This window comes from Arthrospira sp. PCC 9901 (assembly GCF_059013425.1).
Genome location: NZ_CP102296.1, coordinates 611402 through 629866, shown reverse-complemented (window position 1 = coordinate 629866; position 18465 = coordinate 611402). Strand labels below are relative to the sequence as shown.

At 44.3% G+C, this 18465-nt stretch carries 18 protein-coding genes and 1 pseudogene; 12 read left to right on the top strand and 7 right to left on the bottom strand.

Annotated elements, in window-relative coordinates:
- Positions 1 to 765: 765 nt before the first annotated feature.
- Positions 766 to 1956 (bottom strand): L-2-hydroxyglutarate oxidase, encoded by a 1191-nt coding sequence (lhgO, locus tag NLZ44_RS02885; protein WP_111891665.1) that lies wholly within the window; start codon positions 1954 to 1956, stop codon positions 766 to 768.
- A 78-nt stretch (positions 1957 to 2034) separates the two neighbouring features.
- On the opposite strand from lhgO, the gene amt reads away from it, so the two are divergent.
- The 4 genes from amt (at position 2035) to NLZ44_RS02865 (ending at position 6873) form a co-directional block, all read left to right on the top strand.
- A complete protein-coding gene (gene amt / locus NLZ44_RS02880; protein ID WP_493751798.1) occupies positions 2035 to 4530 on the top strand; it encodes an ammonium transporter in 2496 nt (831 codons plus the stop codon).
- A 206-nt stretch (positions 4531 to 4736) separates the two neighbouring features.
- A complete protein-coding gene (locus tag NLZ44_RS02875) occupies positions 4737 to 5297 on the top strand; it encodes a Tll0287-like domain-containing protein (protein ID WP_493751797.1) in 561 nt (186 codons plus the stop codon).
- Positions 5297 to 5803 carry a DUF3122 domain-containing protein gene (locus NLZ44_RS02870; RefSeq protein WP_493751796.1) on the top strand — a complete coding sequence of 169 codons (507 nt, stop codon included), beginning with the start codon at positions 5297 to 5299 and terminating at the stop codon, positions 5801 to 5803. The genes NLZ44_RS02875 and NLZ44_RS02870 overlap by 1 nt, the downstream gene beginning before the upstream one ends.
- 191 nt (positions 5804 to 5994) lie before the next feature.
- Positions 5995 to 6873 (top strand): alpha/beta hydrolase family protein, encoded by an 879-nt coding sequence (locus tag NLZ44_RS02865; RefSeq protein WP_493751795.1) that lies wholly within the window; start codon positions 5995 to 5997, stop codon positions 6871 to 6873.
- Positions 6874 to 7190: 317 nt separating this feature from the next.
- On the opposite strand, the gene NLZ44_RS02860 is transcribed toward NLZ44_RS02865, so the two are convergent.
- Positions 7191 to 9125 (bottom strand): M48 family metallopeptidase, encoded by a 1935-nt coding sequence (locus NLZ44_RS02860; protein WP_493751794.1) that lies wholly within the window; start codon positions 9123 to 9125, stop codon positions 7191 to 7193.
- Between the two features lie 2 nt (positions 9126 to 9127).
- Positions 9128 to 9739, bottom strand: a complete 612-nt coding sequence (locus tag NLZ44_RS02855; protein WP_493751793.1) for a LemA family protein — start codon at positions 9737 to 9739, stop codon at positions 9128 to 9130.
- A 291-nt stretch (positions 9740 to 10030) separates the two neighbouring features.
- Between NLZ44_RS02855 and NLZ44_RS02850 the strand changes: the two genes are divergently transcribed.
- The 3 genes and pseudogenes from NLZ44_RS02850 (at position 10031) to NLZ44_RS02840 (ending at position 11972) form a co-directional block, all read left to right on the top strand.
- The gene (locus tag NLZ44_RS02850) at positions 10031 to 11314 is read left to right on the top strand and encodes a valine--pyruvate transaminase (protein WP_493751792.1); all 1284 of its coding nucleotides are present in this window, start codon (positions 10031 to 10033) and stop codon (positions 11312 to 11314) included.
- 46 nt (positions 11315 to 11360) lie between these two features.
- Complete coding sequence (locus NLZ44_RS02845; protein ID WP_493751791.1) at positions 11361 to 11492, top strand: hypothetical protein; 132 nt, start codon at positions 11361 to 11363, stop codon at positions 11490 to 11492.
- 53 nt (positions 11493 to 11545) lie between these two features.
- Positions 11546 to 11972: pseudogene (locus NLZ44_RS02840) on the top strand (hypothetical protein).
- Here the strand turns inward: NLZ44_RS02840 and NLZ44_RS02835 are convergent.
- The 3 genes from NLZ44_RS02835 to radA all read right to left on the bottom strand — a co-directional run bounded on the left by NLZ44_RS02835 (position 11917) and on the right by radA (position 14764).
- The gene (locus NLZ44_RS02835; RefSeq protein WP_006623407.1) at positions 11917 to 12663 is read right to left on the bottom strand and encodes an SH3 domain-containing protein; all 747 of its coding nucleotides are present in this window, start codon (positions 12661 to 12663) and stop codon (positions 11917 to 11919) included. The pseudogene NLZ44_RS02840 and the gene NLZ44_RS02835 sit on opposite strands and share 56 nt — an antisense overlap.
- Before the next feature lie 86 nt (positions 12664 to 12749).
- On the bottom strand, positions 12750 to 12977 hold the full coding sequence (locus tag NLZ44_RS02830; protein ID WP_006623408.1) for a ferredoxin family protein: 228 nt from the start codon (positions 12975 to 12977) through the stop codon (positions 12750 to 12752).
- 65 nt (positions 12978 to 13042) lie between these two features.
- Positions 13043 to 14764, bottom strand: a complete 1722-nt coding sequence (gene radA, locus NLZ44_RS02825) for a DNA repair protein RadA (RefSeq protein ID WP_315639469.1) — start codon at positions 14762 to 14764, stop codon at positions 13043 to 13045.
- Positions 14765 to 14915: 151 nt separating this feature from the next.
- On the opposite strand from radA, the gene rpaB reads away from it, so the two are divergent.
- Genes rpaB through NLZ44_RS02800 form a run of 5 tightly spaced genes read left to right on the top strand, consistent with a single transcriptional unit; the run spans position 14916 to position 17647 of the window.
- On the top strand, positions 14916 to 15647 hold the full coding sequence (rpaB, locus tag NLZ44_RS02820) for a response regulator transcription factor RpaB (protein WP_006623410.1): 732 nt from the start codon (positions 14916 to 14918) through the stop codon (positions 15645 to 15647).
- 34 nt (positions 15648 to 15681) lie between these two features.
- Complete coding sequence (locus tag NLZ44_RS02815) at positions 15682 to 16353, top strand: cofactor assembly of complex C subunit B (protein WP_493751790.1); 672 nt, start codon at positions 15682 to 15684, stop codon at positions 16351 to 16353.
- Between the two features lie 13 nt (positions 16354 to 16366).
- Complete coding sequence (locus tag NLZ44_RS02810; protein ID WP_006623412.1) at positions 16367 to 16888, top strand: DUF456 domain-containing protein; 522 nt, start codon at positions 16367 to 16369, stop codon at positions 16886 to 16888.
- Positions 16889 to 16940: 52 nt separating this feature from the next.
- On the top strand, positions 16941 to 17312 hold the full coding sequence (locus tag NLZ44_RS02805) for a hypothetical protein (protein WP_493751789.1): 372 nt from the start codon (positions 16941 to 16943) through the stop codon (positions 17310 to 17312).
- Positions 17312 to 17647 carry a hypothetical protein gene (locus NLZ44_RS02800; protein WP_493751788.1) on the top strand — a complete coding sequence of 112 codons (336 nt, stop codon included), beginning with the start codon at positions 17312 to 17314 and terminating at the stop codon, positions 17645 to 17647. The genes NLZ44_RS02805 and NLZ44_RS02800 overlap by 1 nt, the downstream gene beginning before the upstream one ends.
- A gap of 61 nt (positions 17648 to 17708) precedes the next feature.
- On the opposite strand, the gene NLZ44_RS02795 is transcribed toward NLZ44_RS02800, so the two are convergent.
- Positions 17709 to 18308, bottom strand: coding sequence for a gamma-glutamylcyclotransferase family protein (locus NLZ44_RS02795; RefSeq protein ID WP_493751787.1), 600 nt, complete (start codon positions 18306 to 18308; stop codon positions 17709 to 17711).
- Between the last annotated feature and the right edge of the window lie 157 nt (positions 18309 to 18465).

Genomic DNA, 18465 nt, shown 5'->3' with positions numbered 1-18465 from the left:
TCCGTGATTGATCACGGAGAGGAAAACCGACTCAAGCGGCTTTAGCCGCCAGCACCCCCTTGCGGGGTGGAGGGGTATGGTTGCCCCTCCATGGAGCTATGGTTGGCTCCGACTCCCTTGCGGGGTAATGTTTGCTTCGCCAATGTTCAGAGTCGGTACTATCCAAATCGCACGTCCTTAACCCCTTAGAGATGTTTAACGATTCGGTTCTCGTGCCTGGAACTAGCACGCATTCCAGGGTAGGAACTTTAACTCTTGCTCTGAACGTAGCCAGTTAAGGCTTAAGCTGGTCAGCTACCTGAAAGCGGGGGGCACGAAGCCCCCGTGCTTCAGCCGGGGGTGCTGACTGCCCAATCGAAAATCAGTTCAGCGCTTAACCTAAGTTGGCAACCAACATAACAAATTTGCGGTTTTTTTGTCAACCAAAATACAATTTTTTATTGTAAATATTTATGAACAGGCAACGAACACTATTTAGAGAGCCTAAATGGGCCATATATATAATATATATAATGGTGTCCTCGCCTGGGTCATCACTCCCTAGATCCGTTTATGGTGGCCATGGGACTTTTTCAGCGACGGGAGGCATTCATTAGCTGTTAACAGGGCGGCGATCGCTATCTTCCAACCCTGTGGGAGTTGCACCGAAAGAAACCCCGCTTCTGGGTTAACTCTTTAAAAGCAATTCCCTCCCCCAAAAAGCGATCGCCTCCTAATTTCCTCAAAATCTGCTCATGATCCGCCCAAGACTGCGAGGAAATCAATTTATGAATAATTGGGGACTTTTTGAGCGATCGCTTTCCCAATTTCTAAAGAAGCCGTCGCCGCTGGTGATGGCGCATTACAAACATGAAGCGCACGGGGCTTTTCTACAATTAGAAAATCATCCACTAATCCCCCATTAGGCATTAACGCCTGTGCGCGGACTCCCGCATGGGTGGGGATGATATCCTCCCCTGTTATTTCCGGGATTAATCGTTGTAAACTCCGTACAAATGCCGCTTTACTAAAAGACCTGATAATTTCTTCCACACCATCACTCCAGTATTTAGCAGCCAGTTTCCATAGTCCTGGATAAGTCAGAATTTCCATTAATTCACCCAAATCAACATCAGTTTTTTTATAACCCTCCCGCTTCAGACTTAAAACCGCATTCGGTCCCGCGTGTACCGAACCATCAATCATCCGCGTAAAATGCACCCCTAAAAATGGGAAATTGGGGTTAGGAACTGGATAAATTAAATTCTTAACTAAATATCTTTTTTCCGGGATTAACTCATAGTATTCTCCCCGAAATGGGATGATTTTAGCCGGGGGTTTTACCTGGGTTAATTCCGTAATGCGATCGCTATAAAGACCAGCGCAATTAATCACAAAATCCGTGACAAACTCTCCCTGATTAGTGGTTAATACTAAACCCTGGGAAGTTTCCGTGATTTTATGCACCTTAGTATTTAACCGTAAATCTCCCCCTTTTTCCGCCACCAAATCCGCATATTTGGCGCTCACTTCACTATAGCTAACAATCCCCGTAGATCCAACTTTAATCGCCGCCAAACAACGCACATGAGGCTCAATTTCTGCTACCTCTTCCGGCGTGATTTTAGCCACAGGAATTTGATTATCTAAGCCTCGTTGATACAGATTATCTAACAATGGCAATTCTTCCGGTTCGGTAGCCACAATTATTTTACCACAGACATCATATTTAATCCCATGCTGTTCACAAAAGTTAACCATTGATAAATTTCCCTGACTGCAGAGAGTCGCCTTGAGGCTACCTGGTTTATAATAAATACCCGAATGGATAACCCCACTATTATTGCCAGTTTGGTGAAAAGCCCAAGATTTTTCTTTTTCCAAGATGATAATTTTAGCCCTAGGATGGGTTAAACTTAATGAATAAGCAGTAGATAGTCCGACAATGCCACCACCAATAATTGCTAAATTGTACATAATTTCGATTCTTTCCTGAATTGATTGCTTAATCCTATAAATATTGAACAGCCACCTTTTCCAACCACCTTAAAATTCATGAATGATCTGATATGGCTGCTAATTTGCTCAAGTTTAGTATTCCTGATGCAGCCCGGGTTTATGTGTTTGGAGTCGGGGTTAACCCGTTCCAAGAATAGCATTAATGTTGCCATCAAAAACCTAGCTGACTTCGGAATTTCTGTCTGGCTATTTTGGGCGATCGGCTATGGGCTAATGTTTGGTACCTCCCAATTAGGACTATTTGGTTCTAGTTACTTTGTTTTAGATGTTAGTAACACCCCCAGTGTAGCTGCTTTTTTTCTATTTCAGGCTATGTTCTGTAGCACCGCCACCACCATTGTTTCTGGGGCGGTTGCAGAAAGAATGCGATTTCAAGCCTATTTAATTGTCGCTGGCTTTACCTCTGGGTTAATTTATCCGATTTTTGGACATTGGGCTTGGAATGGTTTAAATAATGGTGTCGCTAATGGTTGGCTAGATCAATTAGGGTTTATCGACTTTGCTGGCTCCACTGTTGTTCATAGTATCGGGGGATGGGTAGCCCTCGCTGCTTTATTAGTAATTGGACCCCGCACGGGCCGATTTCCTCAAGGTAAAAGTCCCCGTAAAATTCATGGGTCTAATTTACCTTTGTCCGTGTTAGGAGTGATGCTACTTTGGATAGGTTGGCTAGGGTTTAATGGTGGTAGCGCTTTGGTTGTCAGCGATAAAATTCCCGTGATTATTGTGAATACTATTTTAGGCGGAGTCGCGGGAATGTTAGTCAATTTATTTGTGTCTTTATGGCGCACTGGTTGGGTAGAAATAGAATGTTTAATTAATGGCTCTCTGGCTGGATTGGTAGCAATTACTGCCTCCTGTAATGCCGTGGGAACTTTGCCAGCCATAATCATTGGAGCCTTGGGAGCTATCATTGCTATGCAGATATCTAAACAATTAGTTAAGTGGCGCATTGATGATGCTGTAGATGCGGTGGCGGTTCATGTGGGGGCAGGAGTTTGGGGGACTTTGGCAGTGGGTTTATTTGCCCGATTAGATGTGCTAAATACAGGCTTAAATCGCTTTAGTCAAATAGCTGTACAAGTTTTGGGAATAGTCAGTGGTGCTATTTGGGGATTTTTACTAAGTTTTATTTTGCTGTTAATTGTTGATAAATTCTACCCTTTGCGAGTTTCTGAAAATGGGGAAAATATGGGACTAAATATTTATGAACATCGCGCAAAAACCGATATTTATGAACTGTTTAAAGTTATGGACTCTCAAGCCCAAACTAAGGATTTGAGTTTGCGGGTTCCGGTGGAACCATTTACGGAAGTTGGACAAATTGCCAGCCGCTATAATTATGTAATGGATGCTTTGGAAGCAGCGGTGCGAAAAACTGAGGCGATCGTGGAGACTGCTACTGATGCTATTCTTACTTTTACGGTATCTTCTCTGGTGGTTTTGACTGCTAATCCTAGCGCTGAAGCGGTTTTTGGCTATGGGAAACAACAGTTAATTGGCATGGAAATTAATACATTAGTGACGGATGATTATAATTATCATGATTGGGATAATTTGCTGATTGAAAAATGGTTAAAATCCCCTTGTCAGTTGGCGATCGGATGGCGGGCTGATGGTTCTAATTTTCCGGTAGAAGTCACGTTAAATCAAGCTCAATTGGGAACCCGATCATTTATGATTGGCACTTTTCGAGATATTAGTGAACGACAACAAGCGCAAGAGTCACTGGCTTTAGCATATCAAGAAATTCAAATGCTTAACCATCAACTCCATGATGAAAATAAATATCTAAATATGGAGTTGGAAATTACCCGCCGCCTACAACGTTTGCTGTTACCCAGTGAAGCGGAACTTCAGGACATTAAAAACCTTGATATTGCGGGTTATATGGAACCTGCTACAGACATAGGAGGAGATTATTATGATGTTCTCGCTTTTGGCGGCGGGGTGACTATCTGCATGGGAGATGTCACCGGACACGGTTTAGAAAGTGGTATGGTGATGTTAATGGCTCAAACTGCTGTCCGAACTTTACTGGAAGCGGGAGAAACTGATCGGGTCAGATTTTTGGATGTTCTTAATCGAACTATTTACCTCAATGTGGTAAGAATGAACTGTGATAAAAATATGACTCTGGTATTGCTTGATTATGAAGATGAACAAATCAGAATCTGTGGTCAACATGAGGAAGCAATTTTAGTTCGTGCTGATGGAAATGTGCAACGTATCGAAACTATTGATCTGGGTTTCCCGATTGGATTGGTTGATGATATATCGGAGTTTATTAGCCATTATACTACCTATTTAAATGCTGGGGATGTGGTGGTTTTATATACTGATGGTATTACTGAGGCAGAAAATGCTGATCAGCTTCACTATGGAGTAGTTCGACTCTGTGAAGTGGTAGCGGAAAATCGTCATCTGACTGCTGCTGAAATTCGACAGTCTATTATTAATGATGTTATGGAACACATCGGCGATCATCAGGTTCATGATGATATGACTATCTTAGTGTGTAAACAGCGCTAATTTGTGATAATTAATCATCACCATAAGCAAATATACTCCCTATCTGGGAAACCAGAAGACCCCAAGACCCCCCCTACAAAGCTGCCTCTTCCTTTGGGGGGAAGTTACTGGCAAAAATATATTTTTTATGATATTATAACTAAATAGTTAAATAAAAAAAATGAACTATGTTCAAAAGGTTGTCAAAATTCGTTTTAGCGTTACTGGTGGCAGTTTCGCTCCTGATTAGTCTGCGGACGACTCCAGTATATGCTGGGGTTGCTCCTGAAGAATTGGCCAAAGCCGTTGAGGCGATCGAAAACCTGGATGGGTTGCGTAGGGGTTTAGCTTCTACGCTAGAAGGACAAACTACAGAACCGACCGGACAAACTTTTAAAGAAGTTTGTAAACCGGTGGGAATGCAAGCGAAAAAACTTAGCGAAGAGAATGGATGGCAGGTTAAACAAATTGCTAATAAATATCGCAACCCGGCTCACGCTCCTGATAATTTACACGCTAAAATGGCGTTAGCACAATTTGAACAAAACCCGGAATTGATGGGATTTTGGGAACCGGAAACGATTGATAACAACTCTGGTTTCCGTTACTATCGCCGGATTAATGTTGAGGCTTCTTGTCTGGCTTGTCATGGGTTAAAAAATAGCCGCCCTCAGTTTGTTAAAGATAAATACCCTCAAGATTTAGCTTTTGATTTTAAGGAAGGCGACTTGCGGGGAATGTATGCAGTGTTTATCCCAGAAATTCAATCGGCTTTAGAGGAAAAATAATGTTGATTAATGTCAGAAAATTGGTGTCGATTTTGTTGCTAATTATCCTGCCTTTGCTGTTGGTTATGGTTCAGCCTCAACCAGCGATCGCTGCAGTTGAACAACAACTCGAAGCCCCGGGACAGATGCTGTATAAATCTCGCCATAGCTTGAGGGATAATCAGGGAAATTCCTGGCAGGTAGTTTTGTTTAAGCGCATTAAAAATGGGGAAGTTAAAGATGTTAATTTACGCTTAGTTGGGTTCCCTGGTTCAGTAACATTTAACCATCCTGAACCTTTACAAATTATTACCAGCAATGGTAACATGATAGAGGCAATAGATGAGTTTGCCAAAAAATCCCCTGGCCCTAATATTGGGCAATACAATTTAACTGATGTTTTGCCGAAAATTTCCCAAGCTGAGGAAATACAGCTTAATTTATCCATTGCTGAACAACTAGAATGTGTGATTACTATTCCCATGGCGGTTGTTTTAGAATGGAAAGCGATCGACAATCCTGGTTAATACAGCTTGTTCGGAAATGGTACTAAACATTACCCTCACCCTAAATCCCTCTCCCAGGGAGGGAGAGGGACTTTGAAGGCTTATTGCATGATTACTGAAAAGGCTGTTTGCAGAAGTGGAGAAATATAATTTTCTCCATTTTATTCTAATTCTAGTTTGTTAATATTCCAGTTGCTGTTACTGCTGACCCTATGTTTGATACTGTAAATCATTTCGAGGTAGTTATTCCCACCCCTCAAAGTTCTGGGGATGTTACAGATATTTACTATCCAGTGGTCTCAGACTCAGAGGAGGTTTGTCTACCCTTGGCGCTGTTGCTACAGGGTGCAATGGTGGATAAAGGGGACTATGCCAATTTTGCTAGTATGGTGGCTAGTTATGGCTTTGTGGTGGTGGTTCCTAATAGATTTCGGACTGTATTTAACCCTATTTTTGGCAAAGAATTTTCAGGGCTAATTGCTGAGGTAGAACAGATTAGCCGGGTACTTGCTTATATGGAAACCGACCAGTTTAATAATGATTCACCTATTCAGGGTAAGGTAGATTTGTCCTTGGTAGGTTTGCTAGGACATTCCTGGGGGGGAGCAGTGGGAATATCAGCTATTCAAAATATTTGCCTTCCTTTATTTTGTAGTGGGTCTTTTGCCAGACCAAAGGCATTAAAAGCCGGAATTTTTTATGGTGCTACTTTCCGGGACCAAAGCCAAGCAGAGGTTGTGCTTTTACCCATTAATAATCAGGAAATTCCAATAGGTTTAATTGTAGGCGATCGCGATGGTGTAATTCAGAATAACATGGAGGCAGTTTTAGGGACTTATAACAATATTAAAGACCCTCCCAAAGCATTAATCACAGTTTTAGGAGCCAATCACTATGGCATCACCAATGAAGATAGCAATCGTGATCCGGTGCGTCCTACCCTAGACCAAAAATCAGCTACAGAGGCGATCGCTCGCTGTAGTGCCTTATTCCTGCGCGCCCACTTAATCAAGGATTCTGAGGCATTTAACCAGATTTATCATGGAAGTAATAATATAGATCCTAATGTTATTATAAAAAGCGACATTTAATAATAACTAATTACCAGTCAATCAACCATTTTTATCAATTTATGTGCTTTGATATACTGACTTTCCTTAGCATCCCTTTCTTCTCTATTCACTTCCTCTATTCTTCTACCGTTACTTGACTAATCAGATTTAGTATCATTTACCTTTTGCCTTTTCCAGTGGGTAGAGGAACTTTAATCTAACTCAATTATCAATTACAGCTTGTTCGGAAATCGTACTAAACATTACCCTCACCCTAAATCTGGTTCCCAGGGGGGGAGAGGGACTTGGAATGCCTATTCCATGATTGCTGAAAGGGCTGTATCAATTATCAATTATCAATTACTAGGTGCGTCTAAAAATGGTGGAATAGGACAGTTAAGAGAAATCACGATCGCCCTGAGTAACTCGGCTTGGTCTAAGGTGACATGGTGATCAGCCAGGACAGTATAGGCGCAAGCATCAACCACCGCCTGTTTAAGTTTGGGTGCGGCGAGTTCCAGACGTTTGAGACTTTCACCAACTTGAGTCAAACTATATTCACCGGGTTGAGTGGGTAAAGTTTCCCCGGAATTTCTAGGTAGGCGCAACAGTCCGGCTTGAAAAGCGATATCAACCGCCCCGGGAGAATCTTGGCCGACGCGAGCCAAAGCTGACAACACAATAACACAATCCGACCAAATCTGTTTAATCTCAGTAAACTTAACTTTAGGTTCCTGCTGTGTGGTGGGAAAGTAGTTAGTCAACCGTTGACGCAACACGACAAAAATTGCATACTCAGACAGACTCAGATGATTGTCAGCTTTAATCAAAACCCTGGCTTGTTTCAGCAGTTGGGTACATTGGCTAACACTTCCACCACGTAAAGCAGGTATGGCTAAATCAATCAACGGTAGACGAGTCCGCGCGTTCAAACTCTCCAGGTAAGGACTGAGGTTTTGGATCATTTCTAACACTGGCGGCGGGGAGGACTCTCGCAAGGAAGACATTTGGCGATCGCGCACTTCTGGGTCTGTATGCAACAATAAACTATAAATAATGGCGATCGCCCCATTTACATCACGGGTAGCCATGCGTACAGGTTCGGGGATATCCGCCAAAAACCCCCGCACATTATCAAGGTGTTTAGGGTTGGTAGTTCCCACTCCGGCGACTACCCGATCCGGTGAAACCGACAAGGACTCCGGTTGCGGCTGTGGTTGAGGCGATGAACCCGCAAACCCCGCCACCATTTCATTACCGGAAGCTATAGACGACATAGAAGCATTATTTCCGGTTTCTTCCACCGACCAAGTGCGACCCGCGAAACCTTCCAAACGCTTAACCCTTTCTTTCACAGGGGGATGAGTTGCAAAGATTTGTCCGAAACTCTCAAAAATCCCTGTAAACGCCTCCCCAAAAAACAGGTGACTAGCTTCTTCAGCCCTAGGATTTGTTACCTTAGAACCAGATTTATAGCCCGCAATCTTTTGTAGTGCGCCACTAATACCGTCAGGGTTGCGGGTAAACTGAACTGCGGAAGCATCCGCTAAAAACTCCCGTTGTCGAGAAACGGCACTTTTGATTAACCTACCGCAAAAAAAGCCGATCCCACCAATAACTACCATTCCTAAACCAATAATCAAGCCCGAATCTTTGCCTTTTGACGAGGAGTTGCCACTACCCCCCCACCAACTACCTCTTAACATTACCCGACCCATAATATATATCAGGATTAAACCCTGAATAACTCCGATGAGTCGGAGATTTAGGCGCATATCTCCATTGAGAATATGGCTAAATTCATGGGCGATTACCCCTTGTAACTCATCGCGATCGAGTTGTTCTAAACAACCTCGCGTTACCCCAATTACTGCATCATTGGGAGTAAATCCCGCCGCAAAAGCATTGATTCCCTTTTCTTCCCCTAAAACATACACATCGGGAACGGAAATTCCCGAGGCGATCGCCATTTCCTCTACAATATTAAGTAGTCGTTTTTCCAGTTCATCTCCGGTCATGCGATCGACTAATGTTCCCCCCAAATCCTCAGCGACTACCTTACCTCCCCCCCGTAATTGAATGGATTTATAGACACTTCCCCCACCCACAGTAGCCACCACTCCCAAGGCTACTAACAACAACAGTTCTGGTCGCCATATCAACTGCTCAAACAGTGCATATACCACCACCCCATATAATAGGGCTATCATCACAATCACAGACACGACAAACAGACCCAGCAAATAAACGGTGTTTTGTCTGGCTTGGTCTTGATGCTCAAAGAAATTCATAATTAGAAGGAAACGTTAGGAACTTCTTTCACCTCGGGGGATGATTCTTCTAGTAATTGAGCTTCTTGGAAGTTGAAACTACTAGCGACTAAATTGCTCGGAAATACGTCTCTTTTGGTATTGTAAACAGTTACGGCATCGTTAAAAGCCTGTCGCGCAAAAGCAATCTTATTTTCAGTCGATCGCAACTCTTCCATGAGTTGATCCATGGACTTATCAGCCTTTAAATCTGGGTAGGCTTCTGATAGAGCAAATAACCTTCCTAATGTACCCGTTAAAGCAGCTTCCGCCTGTCCTAACTGTTGCATGGCTTGGGGATCGCCAGGGTTGCCTGCTGCTTGATTCGTGGCGGTAACAGCAGCATTACGAGCCGCAATAACAGCTTCTAAGGTTCCCTTTTCATGAGCCATATAACCCTTAACTGTTTCGACCAAATTAGGGATTAAATCATGGCGGCGTTTGAGTTGAACATCAATCTGAGCATAGGCATTTTGATAGCGTCTGCGTAGACGTGCTAGGCTATTATAAGCCTGGACACCCACAATAGCCACCAGAATGACGACAACAATACCGATGACAAGCAAAACGGCGAAAATTCCAGCGAGTATCTCCACAGTCTAGGTTCTCCTTGGCGTGTGTCTGCATGGTTCGCGGATTGGACGCGGGTTCTACTCGGTCTATCAAGCTAGGCTAGATGAGTTTAATTATGTTTTCCCAACCTAATCAAGTAACCCGGCTCTGTGCGGCATTATAACACAATCAAATGTGGCTAACCCCAAATTGTTACACTTTTTAACTTGACCCGCACTGGCAACCCGGACAAAATACAAACTGGCTACTTGGCTTCCTCACTGTCTCCAGGTCTGGTTAAAATCTATTCTAGTTAATTATAGGTCAAGTTTACTATGAATCCTGCTTTGACGAACTTTGGCGATCGGATGTCTCGTTTAACGGGAGTCCGAGCTATTATGAAAGATATTATCGAAACGTTGCGCTCTGGTAAAGGTCAAGAATTTATTAATTTAAGCGCCGGAAACCCGGTCATCTTACCAGAAGTCGAACAACTCTGGCGCGAATGTACTCAGCAACTGCTATCTAGTCCCGAATATGGCGAAGTGGTCTGTCGCTACGGTTCTAGCCAAGGGTACCAACCTTTTATTGATGTCATTGTGGAAGATTTTAACTCTCGCTATGGGTTAAATTTAAGCGATCGCAATATCCTAGTCACTCCCGGAAGTCAATCAATTTACTTTTACGCCGCCAACGCCTTCGGAGGTTATAACAGCCAGGGAAACCTCAAAAAAATTGTCCTTCCCCTCAGTCCAGACTATACAGGTTACGGCGGCGTTAGTCTTATTCCCGAGGCGGTTTGTGCTTATCAACCCACCCTCGACATAGACGAAAATTCCCATCGGTTTAAATATCGTCCCGACTTTAATCAACTCTCAATTAATGAGGATACAGGCTGCGTTATTTTTTCCCGTCCCTGTAATCCCAGCGGCAATATTCTCACCTCGGAAGAAGTGCAAAAAATCGCAGATTTAGCCTCCCCTTACGATGTCCCAGTCTTCGTGGATTCCGCATATTCTCCCCCTTTCCCGGCTTTGAATTTTACGGACATGGATCCGGTTTTTGCTGATAATATTATCCACTGTATCAGCTTGTCTAAAGCCGGATTACCCGGAGAGCGTTTAGGTGTGGCCATTGGTAATGAAGATGTGATTAGGGTTTTGGAAGCCTTCCAAACTAACGCCTGTATTCACTCCCCCCGCTACGGACAAGCTATAGCAGCTAGAGCGATTGGATCAGGTGCTTTATCGGATATTTCGGTTGAGGTAATTCGTCCCTACTACCGCCAGAAATTTACGATATTAGAAGCGACGTTAAATGATGCGATGTCGAAGGATTTACCCTGGTTCTTGCATCGGGGAGAAGGTGCTATTTTTGCATGGATTTGGTTTAAGGATTTGCCAATCACAGACTTGGAACTATATCAGGAGCTTAAAAAAGTGGGTGTTATCGTAGTTCCTGGCAATTCATTTTTCCCAGGATTACAACAAGAATGGTCGCACAAAAATCAATGTATTCGCATTAGCCTGACTGCTACTGATGAGGAGATAGTGGAAGGAATGAAGCGTCTGGCTGAGGTGGTGGAAATGGTTTATAGAAAGGCTATGTTAGCGGTTTAATTGATGATTAATTCTGTCTAATGACTACAGTTTATCGGGGTTCAAAATGTCTGGAATTATGAACCCCCTTAAATGCTCGATCGCAGTTATTCCCACCTGGACGGGAAGGCGATCGCCTTTGAGTAAATTACGGGAGATGAAAATCGATCGCCACGGGATGAGCATTAATGTAGAATGAATCAGGGACAATCTCAAATCTCACTCAGAGCCAATATGGGGTCGGAGGGACAAATGGATGAATTGAAGTATCTAGCTACTTGGGTTCGCGAACAACACGCACGGGAGTATATTTTCACTTGGTTACTGAATCAACCGGGGATCTGGTGGTCAAATGGTGATGTTTACCAAGCGGCTATACAAAAATCTGGTTCTCGTCTGAAAGAATATGTAAAAAATAGTAAACAAGAGGGTTTGTTTCAGGGGATTGCCGATAAAATCAGGAGCGATGAGGCTTGGGATGCGATCGCCTCTAAGTTTAGCTCGCCTCATTGCTACCTATCAGGAAGAATTAGTCAAACTCCAAGAACAAAATCGGTTAGATATAAACAAAGTCTCGGAAATATCGCCAAAGTTCAACCCGGAAATAGATGATATTTGGTCTTCTAGTCTTCAGGAACCCCTACCGGACCCGAACTCTGACGCTCTGACGGGTCTGTAATGGGTCCATTATCGATTAATTGGGGTTGAATAATCAAATGAGTGGGAGCATGGGTGCGGATAAAATCGGTCATCAGATCCCGTTCTTCAATAGTAGGAGTAGCCAAACAGCCAGCGGTTCCGGTTTCTTCATTATCCTTAAAAACGGAAGGATCATAATGAACCCCAAACCCGCCGCGATCGGTTTCAAAGGTGGGAGTTACTGCTGACCAAACCCCGCCAAATTCGCCGCCAGCATATTCTACGGAACCTGGTATATCAAAAGTATAAACCCCAAAAGGAATGGGTGTTTGAGATCCAGGCTGGTCTGATGGTGTTTGCTGACCGATACGACCAGAGATACAGCGGACTGTATTAACTAACCATCCCCCAGCATCAAATAACTCTGTGTGATAGACCTTTAGACCACCAGCGATGGTCTCTTGTGTTTGAGTAGCGACAATTTTCGGTCCGCCAATAGTATTAGCGAGATGATCATCAGTTTCAGTGGTGGGGTTATGAACAGTTAAAAACTCTCGCGATACCCAGCGATCGCCACCAATAGGGACCCAAGTCAACCCTCCTTGACGAACAGGAGTTCCGATCACTTCGACCACAGTTCCGGGTTCAACAGTATCAATAACGGGACCATAGGGACTAGAACGCACATTGAGGACATCACCACTGGTAGTCACGATCGCTTGCTGTATCATAATTCGAGTTGTAATGGTGTAGATTAGTGTTCATTGTTAGGGCGATCGCCAAGATCATAAACACACAAAGCGATCGTCACCTCAAGTTATTCTGGAGTTTGTTGCAACTCTGGTCTCTCTTCCGCTACAATAGCGCCTTCTACCGGACAGACCTGTAAACAAATCCCGCAATCAATACAAGTATCGAAATCAATCCAATACCAATCAGTTCCCTTAGTGTTCTTACCGGGACCGGGATGGATACAAGCCACGGGACAAGCGCCAACACAATCAGCGACCCCTTCGCAGACATCAGTAACAATAGTATGAGCCATAATAAATTCCCCCCCCTTGACAACGGACTGAAAAACTAGCAGTTTATACCTACTTTGAGCTTAACTCAAAAACCGATATCATCATCATCGAAATCATCATCAAAACTCTGAGACACATTGGGAGGTTGAGTAGGGATAGAAGCAAGAATCGCATCAATTACTCGACCCACGGGTAAAATTTGCATTCCCAAATCTTCTGGTTTTTGTCCCTTGGGTACAATAGCGCGTTTAAAACCCAACTTAGCCGCCTCCCGCAATCTTAACTCTAATTGTGACACGGGGCGCACCTGTCCGCCTAATCCGACTTCGCCGATTAAAATGGTGCGAGGATCAACAAGGCGATCGCGGAAACTAGCGACAATGGCGATCGCCACTCCCAAATCCGCCGCCGGTTCATCCACCTTTAACCCTCCCACAGAAGCGACAATCGCATCTAACTTAGAAAGAGGGATACCAACGCGCTTTTCCAAAACCGCCAAAATCTGCATCAAACGGCTACTATCAACCCCCGTAGTCGTCCGTCGCGCCGACCCATAACTAGCAGGACTCACCAAAGCCTGGATCTCGACCACAATAGGTCTAGTTCCCTCCATAGAGACAATAGTGGCAGTTCCCGGCGAGGAATCATCGCGATTTCCCAAAAACAATTCCGACGGGTTAGAAACCTCCTGTAACCCGTGGGAAACCATCTCAAACACGCCAATTTCATGGGTAGCGCCAAATCGATTTTTCATCGATCGCAATAGACGGTGAGACGCAAAGCGATCGCCCTCAAAATACAATACCGTATCAACCAAATGTTCCAAAACCCTGGGACCCGCCAGGCTGCCATCCTTAGTCACATGACCCACAATCAACAAAGTAATATTTTCCCGTTTCGCCACCTGCATCAAAGCCGAGGTACATTCCCGCACCTGAGCGACAGAACCGGGAGCCGATGTTAGACTAGCGAAATAAATAGTTTGAATACTATCGATGATCGCCAAAGTGGGTTTAAGGGATTCCAACTCCCGCAGGATGACCTCTAAATCCGTCTCTGGGAGCAAAAATAAATCCGCCTCCTCCCGAGAGTCATGGCTATTTTTACCATTTTCCGACTCTGGGGATAATTCCGGTGGCGACTGAGCAGAAGATAAATGACCATTTCCTGTAGCGAGGGATGTCTGTTGAGGGTGTTGGTTGCGTAACTGTTGGGTAAACGGGTCAACATTAGTAACTTCCACAGCATCTGAACTATGGTGGTTATTTACTTGTGCATCATTGTCAGTCTGTAAGTCATGAGCATCATCATCAGCTACACTAGCCACTGATGGAGCATTCCATAAACGCTGCGATCGCAATTTTACCTGTTGACCAGATTCTTCCGCCGACACATATAGCACCCGGGCATGATGGGATAAACTATTAGCCACCTGTAGCAGTAAAGTAGATTTACCAATACCAGGTTCACCGCCAATCAACACCAACGACCCCGGAACAATGCCACCTCCCAACACCCGATCTAACTCTCCATATCCAGAAGGGATGCGCGATTGAGTCTGATCAGAAATCTGAGACAGCTTAAATGATAACCTCGGTTGTCCTTGATTGGGCTTATTGACAGTATCCTCCGTTAACCCAGACCCCAACTCACTCCAACTAAACCGCTGTAGAGACGGCGTGGGGGATGGTTCAACCACCTGTTCTACAAGAGAATTCCAGGCTTGACAATTGGAACAGCGACCAAAGTATTGGGAGAACTCGGCCCCGCATTCACGACAAACATATAATGTTCGAGGCTTGGGCATTGTTTAAAATAGTGGCTGTACAATGCTTATTGTATATGCAAACAATGGGATCAACACGCGCTATATGCCACCCGCACAATAGAGGCGATCGCACCTACAGTTAAACTATATGAAAGTAAGTCTAGTGTTATAGAGGGAGTATTGAGGTCAATTGGAAAACCATAAGGAAAGAATTTTAGTTGTCGATGACGAAGCCAGCATCCGCCGGATTTTGGAAACTCGCCTTTCTATGATCGGTTACGATGTAGTAACTGCGGCCGACGGGGAAGAGGCTTTAGAAATCTTCCGCCAGACAGAACCTGACCTCGTGGTTTTGGATGTGATGATGCCTAAACTAGATGGCTACGGAGTTTGTCAGGAATTACGGAAGGAGTCTGACATTCCCATTATTATGCTCACCGCCTTGGGGGATGTCGCCGATCGCATCACCGGGTTAGAATTAGGCGCAGATGATTATGTCGTCAAACCCTTTTCACCCAAGGAACTAGAGGCCCGTATCCGTTCCGTCCTGCGCCGCATTGATAAAAATGGCGCTTCTGGAATTCCCAGTTCTGGAGTTATCCAAATTGCCAGTATTAGGATTGACACCAACAAGCGACAGGTCTACAAAGGTGATGAACGCATCCGCTTAACCGGGATGGAGTTTAGCCTATTGGAACTCTTGGTGAGTCGGTCAGGAGAACCCTTTTCCCGATCCGAAATTCTCCAGGAGGTCTGGGGGTATACTCCCGAACGCCATGTTGATACTCGCGTCGTGGATGTGCATATTTCCCGCCTCAGAGCTAAGTTAGAAGATGATCCTAGCAACCCAGAACTGATTTTGACCGCTCGCGGTACTGGCTATTTATTCCAGCGGATTATTGATCCTTCAGAAGTGGGTTGATCGGATCTCAGTTGTCCTTTAGAGCTTCTCGTGAATGGCTCAAATAAATTCTAACCGAGTTCTGCGACTTTTGCCCCTCGTGGTGGGGGGTTTAGGGGGGGTGCTATTGCTCGTCAATCGTTTAGAAACCCCCCAGATTTTGGACTCTCAAGCCCGCTCGGATGCCTTGGGAGTCATATTAAGCGCTTTGTTGATTTTGACTGGCTTACTGTGGCAGCAAATTCAACCTGTCCCACCGGACGCTGTGGAGTTGGAGGGTCCCCAAGGTTTTGAACTCCAGCCGGATTTGCCTGATGTGGTCAAAACTGAACTGGCTTGGGCTTCTCTGATGTTGTTAACTAATACCGTCACCCGATCGCTTTTGGTGGTTTGGGATGCTCAGGTGTTACTCCGACGCGGCGTTTTAGGGGTTAATTCTCAAGTCGAACCCGGACCTATTGTTAAACGGGTTCAGAAGACCCGCAAACCTGTTTACTTGGTCAATTTGGCCTTGTATCCCGGAAGGGTTGAGTTTGACTATTTGCCTCCTAATACTCAGGGTGTCATCTGCCAACCTATGGGCGATCGCGGTGTCTTGATTTTGGGGGCGAATACTCCCCGCAGCTATACCAAACAAGATGAAGTTTGGATCGAGGGAATTGCTGATAAATTGGCTGATACTTTGGATCGCTCTGGTTGGTCCAATGCCACGAAAATTACAACTTAAAATGGGGTAGACAATGCTATTTTTATACTGGGTATTGGTGCTGGTAATGCTCCTGGGAGTCATCGGAGCCGTCGTTCCGGGGCTGCCTGGATCAGGTCTGATTGTTACCGCTATTTTGATTTGGGCTATCTTTGCTGGTTTTTCTGGTATGGGCTGGCCTATTGGTGTGGCGATCGCTGTCCTGCTTTTAAGTGTCGGTGTTGAGTTCCTCAGTGCTTATCTGGGTGCTAAAAAAGCTGGCGCTAGTAAATGGGGACAAATTGGCGCGATCATTGGCTTATTATTGGGCTTTTTTGGTCTCTTACCAGCTTTACCTTTTGGCGGACCTTTATTAGGACTGTTAATAGGTCCTTTGGTGGGCGCTTTTGTCGGAGAATTTCTCTATCGTCAGGATTTGGTCTTGGGTCTGCGGGTGCGCTCCGCTGTTAAGGCGGCGATCGGGATTTTTGTCGGGACCGTCCTCGGTAATTTACTCCAAGGGGTTTTAGCTTTCGCTTCCGTAATAGTTTTCCTGACCAGCACCTGGCCCTATTGAAACAGAAGACCTAGTTAGCGATCGCTTAATCACGGTGAGGGGTGAATCTATTATGGATCTTGTGTTTGAATCCACTGATGAGTTTAATCAGGACTTAGCTAAATTTAGTCAGGAAGAACAATCAATTATCCTCAAGGAAGTTGAACATTGGCTTCCCTTATTATTAACTAACTCTAGTCTGCGGAGTAGACGACTTCATCAGTTTTGTCAATTTCATCTCAAAGATAACTACGGTTCTTCCCTATACTCATTTATTGTTAACTACTACCTGCGCGTAATTCTCACCATTGACGAAGACCCCCTATTTAATCGCCTGTCAATTACCCTATTTAAAGCCATAGAAAGCCGTCATGCTGCTACAGCTTATCGACAGGTCGGTAACTCCATATATCAAAAAATAATTGACCACAAGGATAGTTATTGATGTCATCACCATTTCCCCCATTAATTGACGATCGCGGTATTATTCGCCAAGCTATGGCAGTTTTTTCCGAACCTCAACAACTGAAATTTTTGGCGGCGATCGCGGAGTTACAAAATCCCCAATCCTATCAAAATCAATACTTTCCGATTAGTCGCCTCAAGCGATTAAAGGGGACTCAAGCTAATATTTACACCGTAGATATTGACCCGACATCAAAATGGATGTTTTACATTGAATATCAAAATGGTAATATCTATTTACGGGAACTTTATAAGCCTACCAATAATCAGGCAAAAACCAGCTTGGATATTATTGCAGAAGTCAATGATTTCTGAGGTCTAATCACCAGCCGAGACCAGGCTAGGCTGGTCTCTACAGTAACCCATTGATAATTAATTAATAATTCTGATAACTAACTTGTTGGCGTTGCAGATTATACATATGGTTAAATAGTTGCCAACAATATTCCTGAGTTAAACCACAGGTAACTGCACCCCGTAAAACTACATTAAAATACCAATCATTGGGGGCTAATTCTTGGGGGAGTTTATTAATGACCATATAAGTCCGCACGTTTTGATAATCCTTACCCTGAGAATGTACCTCAATCATTTCTGGGCGATATCCGCCAATATGAACCTGTTTATCCGGGTCAATTTTCACCTCTTCCCGTTCATCAAGGCGATCGCTTAAACGCCAAGGAAGTCGATACAAAACCCCTTCCACAGAAGAATTAGCATCTTTAACTATATCCAAAGCGCCACAATTGCGCCGCCGGGAATGGCGATAAAACCCCAACCGATAACCCCGTAGAGTAGCAGGTCCGATCACATAGGAATGAGTAGGTTCACCTAGAGTCCGTTGCAAATCTACCGGACACATACAGGAACCGTAGGCGAAATAGTAAAAACTCGGTTCAGCATGAGAAGTTGAGATCAATTTTTCGTCCCACTGAATGGGTTCTATAGATTGAATCGTATCTGTGTCAGAGTTCAATGTTACTTCCTCCCGTCCTAGGTGACACCCCCTTATTTTAGCAAAATACACTCATGTTCATGTATAACAAATCACTATTTTTTAGCGGGAATATACTAGATCATAGTGATTTTGCTATATCCTTAATACTGTAGTTAATTATTCCCAGGAGCTAAAA